General features: G+C 61.6%; 13 protein-coding genes. 8 read left to right on the top strand and 5 right to left on the bottom strand.

Going from position 1 to position 14,885, the window contains the following annotated elements; genetic code table 11:
• Positions 1–81: 81 nt before the first annotated feature.
• Positions 82–3,345 (bottom strand): fused isobutyryl-CoA mutase/GTPase IcmF, encoded by a 3,264-nt coding sequence (gene icmF, locus KI617_RS01275; protein WP_226449927.1) that lies wholly within the window; start codon positions 3,343–3,345, stop codon positions 82–84.
• 141 nt (positions 3,346–3,486) lie between these two features.
• On the opposite strand from icmF, the gene KI617_RS01270 reads away from it, so the two are divergent.
• Both KI617_RS01270 and KI617_RS01265 read left to right on the top strand, forming a co-directional pair.
• The gene (locus KI617_RS01270; RefSeq protein ID WP_226449925.1) at positions 3,487–4,731 is read left to right on the top strand and encodes an AraC family transcriptional regulator; all 1,245 of its coding nucleotides are present in this window, start codon (positions 3,487–3,489) and stop codon (positions 4,729–4,731) included.
• Positions 4,731–5,282: a DUF1439 domain-containing protein gene (locus KI617_RS01265; RefSeq protein WP_226449923.1), complete on the top strand. Its 552-nt coding sequence runs from the start codon at positions 4,731–4,733 to the stop codon at positions 5,280–5,282. Before KI617_RS01270 ends, KI617_RS01265 begins: the two co-directional genes overlap by 1 nt.
• A 3-nt stretch (positions 5,283–5,285) precedes the next feature.
• On the opposite strand, the gene KI617_RS01260 is transcribed toward KI617_RS01265, so the two are convergent.
• On the bottom strand, positions 5,286–6,044 hold the full coding sequence (locus tag KI617_RS01260) for a TerC family protein (RefSeq protein WP_226449921.1): 759 nt from the start codon (positions 6,042–6,044) through the stop codon (positions 5,286–5,288).
• A 234-nt stretch (positions 6,045–6,278) separates the two neighbouring features.
• Here KI617_RS01260 and KI617_RS01255 point away from each other — a divergent pair, with 234 nt between their 5' ends.
• The 3 genes from KI617_RS01255 to KI617_RS01245 all read left to right on the top strand — a co-directional run bounded on the left by KI617_RS01255 (position 6,279) and on the right by KI617_RS01245 (position 8,702).
• Complete coding sequence (locus KI617_RS01255; protein WP_226449919.1) at positions 6,279–7,526, top strand: glycerophosphodiester phosphodiesterase; 1,248 nt, start codon at positions 6,279–6,281, stop codon at positions 7,524–7,526.
• 368 nt (positions 7,527–7,894) lie between these two features.
• Positions 7,895–8,317, top strand: coding sequence for a hypothetical protein (locus KI617_RS01250; RefSeq protein WP_226449917.1), 423 nt, complete (start codon positions 7,895–7,897; stop codon positions 8,315–8,317).
• A 25-nt stretch (positions 8,318–8,342) separates the two neighbouring features.
• Positions 8,343–8,702 carry a hypothetical protein gene (locus tag KI617_RS01245; protein WP_226449916.1) on the top strand — a complete coding sequence of 120 codons (360 nt, stop codon included), beginning with the start codon at positions 8,343–8,345 and terminating at the stop codon, positions 8,700–8,702.
• Here KI617_RS01245 and KI617_RS01240 read toward each other — a convergent pair whose 3' ends face one another.
• Both KI617_RS01240 and gpmI read right to left on the bottom strand, forming a co-directional pair.
• A complete protein-coding gene (locus tag KI617_RS01240; RefSeq protein WP_226449914.1) occupies positions 8,703–9,593 on the bottom strand; it encodes a YihY/virulence factor BrkB family protein in 891 nt (296 codons plus the stop codon). It lies immediately after the preceding gene.
• 71 nt (positions 9,594–9,664) lie between these two features.
• Complete coding sequence (gpmI, locus tag KI617_RS01235; protein ID WP_226449912.1) at positions 9,665–11,305, bottom strand: 2,3-bisphosphoglycerate-independent phosphoglycerate mutase; 1,641 nt, start codon at positions 11,303–11,305, stop codon at positions 9,665–9,667.
• A gap of 208 nt (positions 11,306–11,513) precedes the next feature.
• Between gpmI and clpX the strand changes: the two genes are divergently transcribed.
• The 3 genes from clpX (at position 11,514) to KI617_RS01220 (ending at position 13,597) form a co-directional block, all read left to right on the top strand.
• Positions 11,514–12,524, top strand: a complete 1,011-nt coding sequence (gene clpX, locus KI617_RS01230) for an ATP-dependent Clp protease ATP-binding subunit ClpX (RefSeq protein WP_226449910.1) — start codon at positions 11,514–11,516, stop codon at positions 12,522–12,524.
• Between the two features lie 59 nt (positions 12,525–12,583).
• A complete protein-coding gene (locus KI617_RS01225) occupies positions 12,584–12,973 on the top strand; it encodes a hypothetical protein (RefSeq protein WP_226449908.1) in 390 nt (129 codons plus the stop codon).
• A 78-nt stretch (positions 12,974–13,051) separates the two neighbouring features.
• Positions 13,052–13,597 carry a rhodanese-like domain-containing protein gene (locus KI617_RS01220; protein WP_226449906.1) on the top strand — a complete coding sequence of 182 codons (546 nt, stop codon included), beginning with the start codon at positions 13,052–13,054 and terminating at the stop codon, positions 13,595–13,597.
• A 50-nt stretch (positions 13,598–13,647) separates the two neighbouring features.
• On the opposite strand, the gene KI617_RS01215 is transcribed toward KI617_RS01220, so the two are convergent.
• Positions 13,648–14,715: a GGDEF domain-containing protein gene (locus tag KI617_RS01215; RefSeq protein WP_226449904.1), complete on the bottom strand. Its 1,068-nt coding sequence runs from the start codon at positions 14,713–14,715 to the stop codon at positions 13,648–13,650.
• Positions 14,716–14,885: the final 170 nt, after the last annotated feature.

Below are 14,885 nucleotides of genomic sequence, written 5' to 3'. Positions count from 1 at the left end.
CGGCGAGGTTCATAGCCTCGCCGTCGTTTTTCTCCTCCGCCCTATCGGGTTCGGGTTGCTGTTCGCCTTTTACGCGGGCCCTTACATGCTGCGGCGGTACTGGCCACCGACTTCATACAGTGCGCTGCTGATCTGACCGAGCGAGCAGCACTTGACGGCATCGACCAGCACGGCGAAGACGTTGCCGTCTTCAATGACCGTCTGTTTCAGCTTGGCCAGCATGGCCGACGACTTGTCGGCATTACGGGCCTGGAAGTCGCGCAGGCGCTTGATCTGCGATTGCTTTTCTTCCTCGCTCGAACGGGCCAGTTCGATTTCCTGTTGGGCCATGCCCTTCGGATTCAGGAAGGTGTTCACGCCAATGATCGGGTACGAGCCGTCGTGCTTCTTGTGCTCGTAGTACATCGACTCTTCCTGGATCTTGCCGCGCTGGTAGCCGGTTTCCATGGCGCCGAGCACGCCGCCGCGGCTGGCGATGGCTTCGAATTCCTTGAGCACGGCCTCTTCAACCAGATCGGTCAGTTCGTCGATGACAAAGGCCCCCTGGTTCGGGTTTTCGTTCTTGGCGACGCCCCACTCGCGGTTGATGATCAACTGGATGGCCATGGCGCGGCGCACGGATTCCTCGGTCGGCGTGGTGATCGCTTCGTCGTAGGCGTTGGTGTGCAGCGAGTTGCAGTTGTCGTAGATGGCGATCAGCGCCTGCAGCGTGGTGCGGATGTCGTTGAAGTCCATTTCCTGGGCGTGCAGCGAGCGGCCGGAGGTCTGGATGTGGTACTTCAGCTTCTGGCTGCGTTCGTTGGCGCCGTACTTGTTCTTCATCGCAATCGCCCAGATGCGGCGGGCAACGCGGCCGATCACCGAGTATTCCGGGTCCATGCCGTTCGAGAAGAAGAACGACAGATTCGGCGCGAAATCGTCGATGTGCATGCCGCGCGCCAGATACGACTCAACGTAGGTGAAGCCGTTGGACAGCGTGAAAGCAAGCTGGCTGATCGGGTTGGCGCCGGCTTCGGCAATGTGATAGCCGGAGATCGACACCGAGTAGAAGTTCTGCACCTGGTTATGGACGAAGAATTCCTGGATGTCGCCCATCATCTTCAGTGCAAACTCGGTCGAGAAGATGCAAGTGTTCTGGCCCTGGTCTTCCTTCAGGATGTCGGCCTGAACCGTGCCGCGCACGCTCTTCAGCACCCACTCGCGAATCTTCTCGGCTTCGTCTTCGGTCGGCTGACGGCCGTTGTCCTTTTCGAACTTGGCCATCTGTTGATCGATGGCGGTGTTGAAGAAGCAGGCCAGGATGATCGGTGCCGGGCCGTTGATGGTCATCGAGACCGAGGTGGTCGGGGCGAGCAGGTCGAAGCCGTCGTAAAGCACCTTGAGGTCGTCGAGTGTGGCGATCGAGACGCCGGAATTGCCGATCTTGCCGTAGATGTCCGGGCGCTCGTCCGGGTCACAGCCGTACAGCGTCACCGAGTCGAAGGCGGTCGACAAACGGTGGGCCGGCATGCCTTCGGAAACGCGCTTGAAACGGCGGTTGGTGCGGAAGGCATCGCCTTCGCCGGCGAACATCCGGGTCGGATCTTCACCTTCGCGCTTGAAGGCGAAGACGCCGGCGGTGTAGGGGAAGGAGCCCGGTACGTTCTCGCGCATCAGGAAGCGCAGGGTTTCGCCATCGTCGCCGAACTTGGGCAGGATGACCTTCTTGATCTTGGTGCCGGACAGCGATTCGGAAACCAGCTTGGTACGGATTTCCTTATCGCGGATTTTCACGACGTACTCGTCACCGGAATAGGCCTCGACCGTCGCCGGCCACATGTCGAGCAGCTTCTTGGCTTTCGGGTCTTGCTGGGCGTCCTTGAAAGCCTGCATTTCGTCGAAATCGGCCACGTTCTTGTCGCAACCGGCAAAGACAGCCTTGGCGATGCGCAGCGACTGGCGCTCACGGGCGATCTTGACCTGCTCTTCAGTGTGGGCGTGATAGCCGCGCACGGTGTCGGCAATTTCAGCCAGGTAGCGCACGCGCTGGGCCGGCACGATGGCGCGCTGGGTCGAGGACTGCTTGACGGTGACGATCGGCAATTGACCTGGCTTGAGCGTCAGACCCTTTTCGGTCAGGGCCGGGACCAGCGCCTGATACAAGGCGGTGACGCCATCGTCGTTGAAACGGGCAGCCTGCGTGCCGAAGACCGGCATGTCGTCAGTCGGCGTGGTGAAAGCTTCGCGATTGCGCTGGTACTGCTTGCGCACGTCGCGCAGCGCATCCTCGGCGCCCTTGCGGTCGAACTTGTTGATCGCGACGAAATCGGCGAAATCGAGCATGTCGATCTTCTCCAGCTGCGAGGCGGCACCGAACTCGGGCGTCATCACGTACAGCGACAGATCGACGAAAGGCACGATGGCGGCGTTGCCCTGGCCGATGCCGGAGGTTTCGACGACGACCAGATCAAAGCCGGCCAGCTTGCAGGCGGCGATCACTTCCGGCAGCGCAACGGAGATTTCGGAGCCGGTGTCGCGGGTAGCCAGCGAACGCATGAAGATGTTCGGATGCTCGATGGCGTTCATCCGGATACGGTCGCCCAACAAGGCACCGCCGGTACGCTTGCGTGACGGATCGATCGAGATCAGGCCGATCTTGACCGTATCGCCCTGATCGAGGCGGAAGCGACGGACCAGTTCGTCGGTCAGCGACGACTTACCGGCACCACCGGTGCCGGTGATGCCGAGCACAGGAATATTCGTTTCGGCCGCCGCCTTGAGCAGCGGCTCCTTGAGGGCCGGGGCTTCGCCGTTTTCGAGCAGGGTGATGACCCGGGCCAGCAGGCGCTTGTCGCCGGCCTTCAGGCCAGCCAGCACCTGTTCGGCCGTTGGCACGCCTTCATCGGCGACATCGAAGTCGGATTTCTGCACGACCTCGTTGATCATGCCTTGCAGGCCCATGTGCACGCCGTCTTCCGGTGCGTAGATGCGGGTCACGCCGTAGTCGTGCAGTTCCTTGATTTCCGACGGCACGATGACGCCGCCGCCACCGCCGAACACCTTGATGTTGGCGCCACCATTGGCCTTGAGCAGGTCGATCATGTATTTGAAGAATTCGACGTGCCCCCCCTGGTAGGAGGTGATGCAGATGCCCTGCACGTCTTCCTGCAGCGCGGCATTGACGATTTCCTGCACCGAGCGGTTGTGGCCGAGGTGGATCACTTCCGAGCCAGTCGATTGCAGGATGCGGCGCATGATGTTGATCGAGGCGTCGTGGCCGTCGAACAGCGAGGCGGCGGTGACGAAACGAACCTTGTTCTTCGGCTTGTACGGGGAAAGCTTCTTGGCAACTGAAAGATCGGTCATGACGCCTGCCTCAACAAAAAGGTGGAAAGGCGCCCATCGTATGCCCCTTTCACCCCGCTGCCATTGTGGCGAATGACGATAATCGTGCAAATTCCGCCAAGGTGATACCCTGTCACAGTGAACCAGAAAAATTGGCCAAAAATGCTGCATCGCACCAACCCAGAATCACCAAACCGCACCCAAGCCACTGTTGCCATGGGCTTTGTTACCGGCATGCTGGCTGGTCTGGCGCGGCGACAGATCAACCCGGCCCCCATGCTGGCCGCTGAAAACATTGACATTGCAGACACGGCCAAGCGCATCCCTATCGACCGCTACGCCGCGCTCTACAACCGGCTGAATCGTGAGCTGGACGATGAAGCCTTCAATCTTTTCGCCCAGCCGATGCGCGTCGGCAGTTTCGAATTCCTGTGCCGTGGCTGCCTGAGTGCCCCGACGCTGGCCGAGGCGCTCACCCGTGCCGCCCGCTTCCTGCACGTCGTATTGCCCGACATGGCGGTCAGCGTCCGCCGCTCACATGGTCACGCCGAACTGGTCATCGCTGAACGGCGCCCGCTCGGCCTGCCACTCCCTCCCATGCAAAGTTGGCCTGCCCCCCCTCCCCTTCAAGGGGAGGGCTGGGGAGGGGATGGGGCAATGACAGCGCGTGCCAAAACCCATCCCCCACCCAACCTCCCCCTTGTCCCAAGGGATACCGGCCCTCTGGACCCTAAAGAGGGAGGAGTAAATGACCCCGGCCGCATCTTCGCCTTCGAATGGCTGCTCCGTCTGCTGCACGGCCTGTCGTGCTGGCTGGCCGGGCGCGGCATTGGTCTCGACAGCGTGATCTTTCCCTACCGCAAGCCAGCCCATTTCGCCGACTACGCCCTGATCTTCACCGAGGATTCGCGCTTTGCGCCGACGGTTCCCGGTGGCATGGGGACGCTGGTCGCCAGCTTCAACGCCAACCTGCTCGATCTGCCCATCCGCCGCGACGAAGCGGCACTGACCACTTTCCTCGACGGCGCCCCCGGCAAGATCACCACCCTCTACCGACGCGACCGCGAGATGGTCATCCGCGTCCGCGACCTGCTGCGCGCCGCCCTGCCCGACACCTTGAGCCTGGACGACATCGCCGACCGCCTCTACCTGTCGCCGCGCACCATTCACCGCCGGCTCGAAGAAGAAGGCTCCAGCTTCCGTGGCATCAAGGACGCCCTGCGCCGCGACATGGCGCTGGCCCGGCTGACGAAAACGAAGGACTCGATCGCCAAGGTCGCCGCCGACCTCGGCTATGCCGACACCTCGGCCTTCTATCGCGCCTTTGTCGAATGGACCGGCATGGCGCCAGTGCACTATCGGCGTCAATGGGTGGGAAAATACGCCGACTCGAATCGAGGTATCTGATGAAGCTCAAATCCCTAATGGCCGCACTGGCCCTCCTCGTTAGCGCCACGACCGGCAGCGCCGGCTTGCTCGACAAGGAAGTCTATTTTTCCGAAGCCGACATCCAGACACAGATCGACAAAAATGGTGTGCAGCAGAAGAGCTACGGCAAAGGGATGATCATCGTTTCACTGAGCGAAGCGCCCAGAATTCGTCTTGGCGAGCCGGCCGGCAAGGCCACCATCGCTGCCCGCCTGAATGTATCGCTGCTCGGCCAGGCAGCCGTTCCTGTCGACATGCTCGGCACCGCCGGGGTGCGCTACGACGATGCGGCCAAAGCGTTTTTCCTCGACCAACCGGTCGCCGAGTCGGTGCAATCCGCCGCGCTACCGCGGGAATACGAGCCGATGGCCCGTCAGGCAATCAGCCAGATGGTGGCCAGCTATTTCCGTAGCAAGCCGGTCTATGTCCTGCGCGAAGACGGCAGCCTGCAGGAAAAGGCGGCCCGCTGGCTGCTTCGCTCGATCCGCATCGAGCCAGGCCGGGTGGCCGCCGTGCTGTCGCCGGTTTGAAGCCTAATCGGCCTCTAACTCCCGGGCATACGGCTCGCGCAGATCGACCGGCTTGACGGCCTTCTTGCGCATGCGGATGTTGAGCATTTCGACCCCCACCGAGAAGGCCATGGCGAAGTAGATGTAACCCTTCGGCACATGGTGGCCGAAACCGTCGGCGATCAGCACCACGCCAACCACCACCAGAAAGGACAGGGCCAGCATCTTGATCGTCGGGTGATTCGAGACAAATTCGCCGATATGGCGCGCAAACAGCATCATCAGGCCGACCGAGGCAACGACGGCGGCAATCATCACGCCGACCTGGCTGACCATGCCGACCGCCGTGATGATCGAATCCAGCGAGAACACCAGGTCGATCACCATGATCTGGGCGATCACCCCGGCAAAGCTTGACGCCACCTTGGCCGATTCGCTGCCTTCCTCGCCTTCCAGCAACTGGTGCACCTCGCCGGTACTCTTCCAGATCAGGAACAGGCCGCCGGCAATCAGGATCAGGTCGCGCCCGGAAACGCCATAACCGAACAGCGTCAGCACCGGTTCAGTCAGGCCGACAATCCACGACAGCACCAGCAGCAGCGCAATGCGCATGAACATGGCGAGGAACAGGCCGATCTTGCGGGCCAGCTCCTGCTGCTCCTTGGGCAGCTTGTCGACCAGGATGCTGATGAAAATGATGTTGTCGATACCGAGCACCAGTTCCAGCGCCGTCAGCGTGAAGAAAGCGATCCAGATTTCGGGGGAGAGCAGGAGTTCGAACATGGCAGGGAACCGGAAAAATCGTAGGCGCCTATTCTAAGCAGCCTGACCAGTGCGAACCACCGACCTGTGCAACAGAAACACTTCGATTAAACCGAAGAGTCGCCCGCATTTTTGGCGCTTCCCAAGCCTGGCCACAGGGCCTGCCAATCCGCGCGCCGGCCACGCGAAATGTCATTACATGGTCATATCACGACACTAGCCTAGCCGCTCCCCCACCTCTGAGGAGCACCCCACATGCGCAAGCACTACCTTTCGCTCGCCGCCCTGCTGGTCACCGGCGCGCTCGGCCTGGCCACGACCGCCCCGGCTGTCGCCCACGATGGTCACAACGCTTACGACGAACGCAACGAAACTGCCCCGCTGGTCATCGGCCACCGCGGCACCGCCGGCTACCTGCCCGACCACACCCTCGAAGGCTATGCCCTGGCCATCGCACTCGGCGCCGATTACATCGAGCCGGACCTTGTCTCGACCAAGGATGGCCACCTGATCGCCCGTCACGAACCGAACATCACGGCGACGACCGACGTCGCCAGCCGCCCCGAGTTCGCCGCCCGCAAGCGTACCCGCCTGGTCGATGGTGCCGCCGAAACCGGCTTTTTCGCCTCCGACTTCACGCTGGCCGAAATCAAGACCCTGCGCGCCAAGCAGCCGATCCCGGCCGACCGGCCGACGCAATTCGACGGCAAGTTCCAGATCCCGACCTTTGATGAAGTAATCGAACTGGCCAAGCGCAAATCGCGTGAAACCGGCCGCACCATCGGCATCTATCCGGAAACCAAGCACCCGACCTACCACCAGGCCCTCGGTCTGCCGCTGGAAGGCAAGCTGCTCGCCGCGCTGACCCGCGCCGGCTGGAACCACCGCCACGCCCCGGTCTTCATCCAGAGCTTCGAACAGGCCAACCTGAAGGCCCTGAGCAAGCAGACCAAGGTCCGCCTGATCCAGCTGGTCGATGCCGACGACGTCAACGCCGATGGCAGCCTGGCCTACAACGCACCATTCGACCGCCCGTACGACTGGACGGCCTCCGGCAAGCCGGAATTGCTGGCTCGCACCTTTGGCTGGTTCGCCACCGATGCCGGCCTCGACGAGATCGCCAGCTACGCCTACGGCATCGGTCCGTGGAAACGCTACATCGTCAGCACCGTCGTCTCCGATGCGACCGGCCCGGGCGAAGCGGCCCGCGCCCTGGCCGAGCCGACCGACCTGATCGAGCGCGCCCACGCCCGTGGCCTCAAGGTGCACACCTGGACCTTCCGCAACGAACAGCGCCGTCTGTCCAGCGATTACACCGGCAACCCGGTCAATGAGTACCTGCAGTTCTACCGCCTGGGTATCGATGGTGTCTTCTCCGATTTCACCGACACCGCGGTCGTCGCTCGCACGCTGTACAAGCTGGAGCAGGATGGCTACAACAAGTGCTTTACCGGCAGCGGCCTAAGCCGCGCCGAGCAGCGCGCCTGCGCCGCTGGCGAGTAATCGCAGCAAGCCGGAGGCCATTGCCGTCCAGGCCGAGGGCCCAATACGGTTCAGTCAAGCGTCATTCCCGCGAAAGCGGGAATCCAGGCATCACACATTTACTGGGTTCCCGCTTCGCCCGCCGCGAAGCGGAGTCCCGGGCGTGTCGAGGCCGCGGGAACGACAGACCCCAGAGGTTTTTCACTAACTGAATGGCATTGGGACACAAGGCCGCCCCGTTTCGGGCGGCCCTTTTCGTTTCAAATCAGCGTGGCAATCGCCTCTCCACCACACGCTGCCTGCCATCAGCATCGCCTGTCGCGTACATCCGGGGCACAAACGGCTATCCTTGCTACCGCAGCGTCGCAAGCAACCGGGAACAATGGCGAATGGACAGCAAAACCTTATTGGCTCAGGAGTGGCAAACCCTGCAGGACAACCACGAACAGCACGAACGCAACGCCCTGAGCATCAAGCTGGTCTGCCTCGCGCTTTGCCTGATTGGCCTGGCGCTCCGCCTGCCACCGGTCTGGATCGGCTTCACGGTACTGCTCTGCTGGGTGCAGGAAGGCATATTCAAGACCTACCAGTCACGGCTGGCCGAGCGCCTGCTGCACATCGAAGCGCTGCTCGGGCAGCCCGAGCCGACACCAGCGGCGATGCAACTGCATACCGACTGGGCTGCCAGCCGACCCGGCAGCGTTGGCCTGATCACCAGCTACATTCTCAGCGCCTGCCGCCCAACCGTCGCCTTTCCCTATCTGCCCATCGTGCTGATGCTGCTGGTCGGCCGCTGGCTGACCTGGCTCTGAGCGGCCACCACCAAGGAACCATCGAATGAGCCATGCCAAATCGCGCGAAGTAACGCTCCCGCTCAAGATCACCGAAGAACTGGGCCTAAGCCTCGACAAGCTGCGTCAAGCCTGGAAGGAGAACCCGGCCAGCGTGCCGAAGGGCCTGTCCTGCTCCGAGTCCAAGGAAGGGCAGTTTGTGCTGGTCGCCGCCGAATCGGCTTTTGTCACGCTGCCCGGCGCCTGTGTCATCAAGGGCATAGGCGCCATTGAAATGCTCAACGAAGAACCGCTGTTTGAGGAAGGGGCCAATTCAAAATCCCTGCTCCTCAAGGCCAGCCCGGACGGCTGGAAATTCTCGGTCAAGTTCGTGCCGCCCATCGTTCGCGAGCGGAACGCCAAGTAATCAGGCGGGTGCGTTGTCGCCCAGCAACTCGTACTCGGCAATCACCTGGGCGCCAAGCAGTAGCAGCGTCGCGGCGAGTTCCATGCAGAACAGCGCCACCACCGCCGTGGTCAGCGAGCCATAGACGACACTGACCCGCGACAGGCTGGTCAGGTACCAGACCAGCACATGGCGCAGGGCTTCCCACAGCAGGGCGGCCGAAAAACCGCCGATCAGCGCGTGGCTGAGCGACGTCCGCCCGACCGGGATGATCAGGTAGAGCGAGGTCAGGACGGCAGTTTCCATGGCCAGTCCGAGCAGGTAGAAAAGCAGGCCGGAGACCCCGCGCAACGACCAGTCGGTGCCAAGAAAATGGACGCTTTCATGTTCCATCGCCTGCAGGCTGGCCGAAGCGAAGGTCACGACCAACAAGGCGATGCCCAGCACGAAAACGAAACAGTAGGGCAGGACGGCGGAAACCAGAAAGTGGCGCTTCTTTTGCCGACCACGATGGGCAAAGATGATCGCCATCGCTTTTTCCAGTCCGGAAAAGGCCAGCGAACTGAAAAACAGCATGGTCAGCAGCAACAGGGCACCGATCCCGATGCCGTTCTGCAGAAATCGGGAAACATCGCCGAGCACCGCCTGCGACTGGCTGGGCACCAGCCATTCCAGATAGCGCCCGAGGACGCCGAGCAATTCGGCCTGGCTGACCAGATTGGAAAGCAGGAATACCGTCAGGATCAGCAGCGGTACGACCGAAAGCAGCGCATAGTAGGCAATCGCCCCAGCCAGCAGCAGGCCCTGATTGGTACTGAAGCCGCGCAGCACCCGAAAGACAAAGCCGAGTGGATGCTTCAGCACCTGCAGGGCGGGCGGCTCACCGCGCAGGGCGATGAAGGGGTCAATCATCGCAGCCCCCAAGGCCAGCCAACGGATGCCGTTCCGGCATCAGGGCATCCGTTGTCGCCGGCCAGCGCACTTCAGCGAATTTCCAGCAAGCTTTCGTCCCAAGCCGCATGCTTCTCCAGCCCGAGCAGGTTGGCAACTGTGGCGGCGATGTTGGACAGGCCGGCCGTCTCGGTCTGCTTGAAGCCCAGCTTGCTGCCACTGACGTTGTCGTAGAGGATCAGCGGCACCGGGTTCAGCGTATGTGCCGTCTTGGCCTTGAACGAACCATCCTTGTTCATGGCCGGCTGCTTGGTCTTCTTGTCCAGTTCGAACATTTCGTCGGCATTGCCGTGGTCGGCCGTGATCAGCGCCACGCCGCCGGCCGCATCGATGGCCTGCAGGACGCGGGCGAGCGACAGGTCGACGGCTTCGACCGCGATCCGTGCTGCTTCGAAGTTGCCAGTGTGGCCGACCATGTCGCCATTGGCGAAGTTGCAGCGCAGCGTTCTGTACTGGCCTGACTGGAGGGCAGCGATCATCGCGTCGGCGATTTCGGCCGCCTTCATCCAGGGCCGCTGCTCGAAGGGAACGACATCGCTCGGCACTTCCTGCCAGGTTTCGCCGTCGAACTTGCCGGAGCGGTTGCCATTCCAGAAGTAGGTCACATGGCCGAATTTCTGCGTTTCCGAGCAGGCGAACTGAGCGATGCCCGACTTGGCGAACCATTCGCCGGTGGTGTCCTTGATCGCCGGCGGGGCGACCAGGAAACGGGCCGGCAGTTTCAGGTCACCGTCGTACTGCAGCATGCCGGCGTAGGTGACCTTCGGGAAACGAACGCGGTCAAACTTGTCGAAAGCCGCCTCTTCGAAAGCGCGGGTGATTTCGATGGCGCGGTCGCCGCGGAAGTTGAAGAAGACGACCGAATCGCCGTCCTCGATGGTGCCGATGGCCTTGCCGTTATCGGCGATGACGAACTCCGGTAGATCCTGGTCGATGGTACCGGGGTTCTGCTCGCGCAGGCCGTTGACCGCTGCCGTGGCATTGGCGAACTGCGGCCCCTTGCCGAGCACGTGGGTCTTCCAGCCTTTTTCGACCATCGCCCAGTTGGCGTCGTAACGGTCCATGGTGATGTACTGGCGGCCACCGCCGGAAGCGATGCGGGCATCGAAGCCATCCGCACTGATCTCGGCCAGAAAGGCTTCGAAGGGCACGACATAATCCAGCGCACTGGTTTCCGGCACGTCGCGGCCGTCGAGCAGCGCGTGAATGCGCACGGTCTTGATGCCTTCGGTCTTGGCCTGGACGACCATGGCCTTCAGGTGATCGATGTGGCTGTGCACGTTGCCGTCGGAGAACAGGCCGATGAAATGGACCACACCGCGACCGGCCTTGGCGCCGGCAACAATCTGCTGCCACGCCTCGCCCTGCCAGAGGGCGCCATCGGCAATCGCGTTGGCGACCAGCGACGCGCCCTGGCTGTAAACCTGTCCGGCCCCGATGGCGTTGTGGCCGACTTCGGAATTGCCCATGTCGTCGTCGGACGGCATGCCGACCGCCGTGCCGTGGGCGCGCAGGCGGATGTTCGGGTAATTGGCGAACAGGCGGTCGAGGGTCGGTTTTTTGGCCGCGGCGATGGCGCTGCCAACGTCGGTCTTGGGCAGGCCGTAGCCGTCCATCACGATGATAACGACCGGGCCTTGGACGCCGGGGAAGGAGGTGAGCTTCGGTAGCATGAAGGAATTCCTGCAGGAAAATGAAGTCGGGCCTCAAGCGATGGTTGCCGGATAGCCAGCACCGATCACTTGGTCAATTCGTTATTTTACCTTTGACGGCCATGCCAGCGGGGAGGCAAAGCTCGCAGCTGGCCCGGCCACGCGATTGGGCTTTCCGAAACAGCCCGGCACGACTAGCATCGGCAAATACTGTCCGCGGAGTACTCCGATGCCCACCCTGCTCAAACCCAGCGAAATCGTCCGCCGCCTCTCCGAACATGTCATCGGCCAGGAAGATGCCAAGAAAACGCTGGCCGTCGCCATCTACGCTCACTTTCGCCGGATGGGGAATATCGCCGAGGACAGCGTCGAGCTGACCAAGAGCAACATTCTGCTGATCGGCCCGACCGGCACCGGCAAGACGCTGCTTTGCGAAACGCTGGCCCGTATTCTCGACGTGCCCTTCGTGACCGCCGATGCGACCTCGCTGGCCCAGACGCAGTTTGTCGGCGACGAAATCGAGGCCATCCTGCATCGCCTGCTCGACCGGGCCAACGACGACCTCGCCCTCGCCCAGCGCGGCATCGTTTTCGTCGATGAAGTGGACAAGCTCAAGGCGGTTGGCGGCGAAGCCCGTGCTACTTCCGGCGAGAGCGTCCAGCACGCCCTGCTCAAGATCATGGAAGGCGCCCCGGTCCGCCTGAAAGACGGGCGCCATATCGATACCACCAATATCCTGTTCATCTGCGGTGGCGCCTTTGTCGGGCTCGACCACATCCTGACCCGGACCCACACCTTCGGCTTTATCTCGACCGCAGAAGGCGACGACCAGAAAATCCTGGAACGGCTGAATGCCCGCGTCAAACCAACCGACCTGCTCGAATTCGGCCTGATTCCCGAATTCGCCGGCCGTCTGCCCATCGTCACCCGCCTGCACGAGCTGTCGCAGGACATGCTGATCCGCATCCTGACCGAGCCGAAAAACGCCATCTACAAACAGTTTCAGGCCATGCTGGCCGCCGATGGCGTCGACTTGCAGGTGGAACCCAACGTCTTCCGCCAGATGGCCGAACTCGCCATCGAATACAAGGCCGGCGCCCGCAGCCTGCGTGGCATCTTCGAGGAAATGATGGTCGATGTGATGTATGCCGTGCCGGACACCCCGGCCATCGGGCGTGTCACCATCAGTTCGCTGTTCGAACGGCCGAAACTGGCCGCCGCGGAAGCGAAAACAACCTGAAGCGAACCGGCTGATGCCGAGCCCGCTGCACCGCCCAAACAACAACTGGCGCCACCCGGATGCTTGAGCTGATTGTCGAGTTCATCGTCGAAGTCATTGGCGAAGTTGTGCTGCAGGCGGTTGCCGAGGCGCTGGTCGAACTTGGGCTGCACTCGCTGGCTGAGCCATTCCGCAAACCGCCCAACCCGTGGCTGGCTGGATTCGGCTATGCCATCTTTGGCGCCATCGCCGGCGGCATCAGCCTTTTGCTGTTGCCGATGCATTTCGCCAGTGCCGGGCTGCGTCTGGCCAACCTGCTGTTCACGCCTGTCGCCGTTGGCCTGCTGATGTGCGTCATGGGTGCCTGGCGGGCCCGGAATAATCAGCCCGTGCTGCGCATCGACCGGTTCGCCTATGGCTACCTGTTTGCACTGTCACTCGCCCTGATCCGGTATTGGTTTGCGCAGTAGCGTGCTGCCCGATCGCATCAGTAGCGATTGATAATATTCGTGTAACCTTATATTTCCACACAATATAAAGGAGACACCATGAAACGACTCATTGCTGCAGCCAGCCTGATCTTCAGCGCGCTGACGGCCAGTGCCGTCGATATCGCAATTTCTGCGCAGGAGGCCTACAACAAGGTCAAGCAGGCCGATGCCAAGATCCTGTTCATCGACGTGCGCGATCCGGTCGAGATCATGTTCACCGGTTTCACCGACATGATTACCGTGAACATTCCCTACCTGATCGTCGACCGCAATGTCTGGGACGACAAGCGCGGCAACTACAAACCGAACTACAACCCGAATTTCGTAGCCGACGTCAAGGCCGAGCTGGCCAAACGGGGCTGGGGAGCGGACACCGAAATCATCACCATGTGCCGTTCCGGCAGCGAACGGGGCGAGCCGAGTGCCGAATATCTGCGTGACAACGGCTTCGTCAATGCCCGCTATATCGTCAATGGCTTCCAGGGTTCGATCATCAAGGAAGGGCCGCAAGCCGGCTTCCGCCTGCAAAACGGCTGGCAGAACAGCGGCCTGCCGTGGAGCCCGAAGATGAACAAGGCCAAGATGTATCGCGTCGACAAATAAACGGTCACGTTCACCCGCCGGCAGCCCGCCGGCGGCGGCCCTTGGCGCCTTTAGAAAAACTCCACTTCGTCGTAACTCTGCTGCGCAAAGACCCCGGAATCGACCAGCTCCTGATAGGCGTAAACGCGATTTCGCCCGTCCTGCTTGGCTTGGTAGAGGCTGCGGTCGGCCCGGCTGAGGACTTCGACCGGCAGGATGTCGGGCGCGGCCTGGCTGTAGCCGATGCTGACGGTCAGGTGTTCGATACGTGGGAAAAGATGCGCCTCGATGGCCAGGCGGACACGTTCGAAAACGTTCCTGGCGATGGCCGCGTTTTCGGCCGAAATAATCGCGACAAACTCTTCGCCCCCGTAGCGGTAAAGCAGATCCGAGGAGCGGAAGGTGTGGCTCATCAGGCGCGACGCCAGCAGCAGGATCTCGTCGCCGACCATGTGGCCGAAACCGTCGTTGATGCGTTTGAAGTGATCGATGTCGATCACGGCCAGCCAGTAAGTGTCGGCCGGCAACTGCCGGCGGCCGGCGGTCTTCTCGGCAAAGAAATCGGGACGACCGAGCGCCCGCCAGATCCGGTCGAAACTGCTTTCCAGTGCCTGGCGGTTGAATAGTCCGGTCAGGCGATCGCGCTGGCTGATGTCGAGCAGCGCGTAGTAATTCGAGAACACTTCCAGCACGCCGCGGATCATCGTGTCTTCAACCGCAGAAACCTCTCGATCGCGCAGGAAGACGAAGTAACCACAGACATCGTTGCCGCCCATCAGGGGATAGGCGACCAGAAGGTCTTGATCGAGTTTGCGCGTACAGGGCTTGGCCAGCAGCCTGACGTTATCGGTCAATCCGATTACCTCCGGCGGCAATTCGCCCAGATGCATGACCTCCTCGACCCGCTCGACCATGCGAGCGACGCCATCCGCGTCCACCACTTTGGAACGGTGATAGTGGGTGACCCGGATCAGGCTCTCGCCATCGTCCGTCCGGTACAAGGAGGTATCGAGCACCCCGAGCAAGGGCCCCAATGTCCGCAGCAGGCTTTGCTCCAGCAGCTCAGTATCGCGAATCGACGTCATCTTTCCCAGTTTGCCCAGCAGCCCGGGAAGCCGGCTTTGGCCCATCTCACTCATTTACTTTTGCATCTCCGCAGAAGCCATTACTTTAGTTATAGTCGATAGCGTCAGGATAACGCCAAATCAATATTTAAAAGGCATTTTTTGTAAAATTATTACATTTAATATCTACGTGACAAAAAAAGGGGCCCGAAGGCCCCTGAAAGAATGAGATGGCGGGCGCTGTT

The sequence above is a fragment of the Ferribacterium limneticum genome, from assembly GCF_020510625.1.
Classification (GTDB): domain Bacteria; phylum Pseudomonadota; class Gammaproteobacteria; order Burkholderiales; family Rhodocyclaceae; genus Azonexus; species Azonexus limneticus_A.
Note: the sequence above shows the minus strand (reverse complement) of the source record. Positions and strands in the feature narration are given on the sequence as shown.

Excerpts from the sequence above, each read along its gene's own strand:
- gpmI (WP_226449912.1), bottom strand. The coding sequence starts at position 11,305 with ATGCTACCGAAGCTCACCTCCTTCCCCGGCGTCCAAGGCCCGGTCGTT.
- KI617_RS01215 (WP_226449904.1), bottom strand. The coding sequence starts at position 14,715 with ATGAGTGAGATGGGCCAAAGCCGGCTTCCCGGGCTGCTGGGCAAACTG.
- KI617_RS01255 (WP_226449919.1), top strand. The coding sequence starts at position 6,279 with ATGCGCAAGCACTACCTTTCGCTCGCCGCCCTGCTGGTCACCGGCGCG.
- clpX (WP_226449910.1), top strand. The coding sequence starts at position 11,514 with ATGCCCACCCTGCTCAAACCCAGCGAAATCGTCCGCCGCCTCTCCGAA.
- icmF (WP_226449927.1), bottom strand. The coding sequence starts at position 3,345 with ATGACCGATCTTTCAGTTGCCAAGAAGCTTTCCCCGTACAAGCCGAAG.
- KI617_RS01260 (WP_226449921.1), bottom strand. The coding sequence starts at position 6,044 with ATGTTCGAACTCCTGCTCTCCCCCGAAATCTGGATCGCTTTCTTCACG.
- KI617_RS01245 (WP_226449916.1), top strand. The coding sequence starts at position 8,343 with ATGAGCCATGCCAAATCGCGCGAAGTAACGCTCCCGCTCAAGATCACC.
- KI617_RS01220 (WP_226449906.1), top strand. The coding sequence starts at position 13,052 with ATGAAACGACTCATTGCTGCAGCCAGCCTGATCTTCAGCGCGCTGACG.
- KI617_RS01240 (WP_226449914.1), bottom strand. The coding sequence starts at position 9,593 with ATGATTGACCCCTTCATCGCCCTGCGCGGTGAGCCGCCCGCCCTGCAG.
- KI617_RS01250 (WP_226449917.1), top strand. The coding sequence starts at position 7,895 with ATGGACAGCAAAACCTTATTGGCTCAGGAGTGGCAAACCCTGCAGGAC.
- KI617_RS01225 (WP_226449908.1), top strand. The coding sequence starts at position 12,584 with ATGCTTGAGCTGATTGTCGAGTTCATCGTCGAAGTCATTGGCGAAGTT.
- KI617_RS01270 (WP_226449925.1), top strand. The coding sequence starts at position 3,487 with ATGCTGCATCGCACCAACCCAGAATCACCAAACCGCACCCAAGCCACT.
- KI617_RS01265 (WP_226449923.1), top strand. The coding sequence starts at position 4,731 with ATGAAGCTCAAATCCCTAATGGCCGCACTGGCCCTCCTCGTTAGCGCC.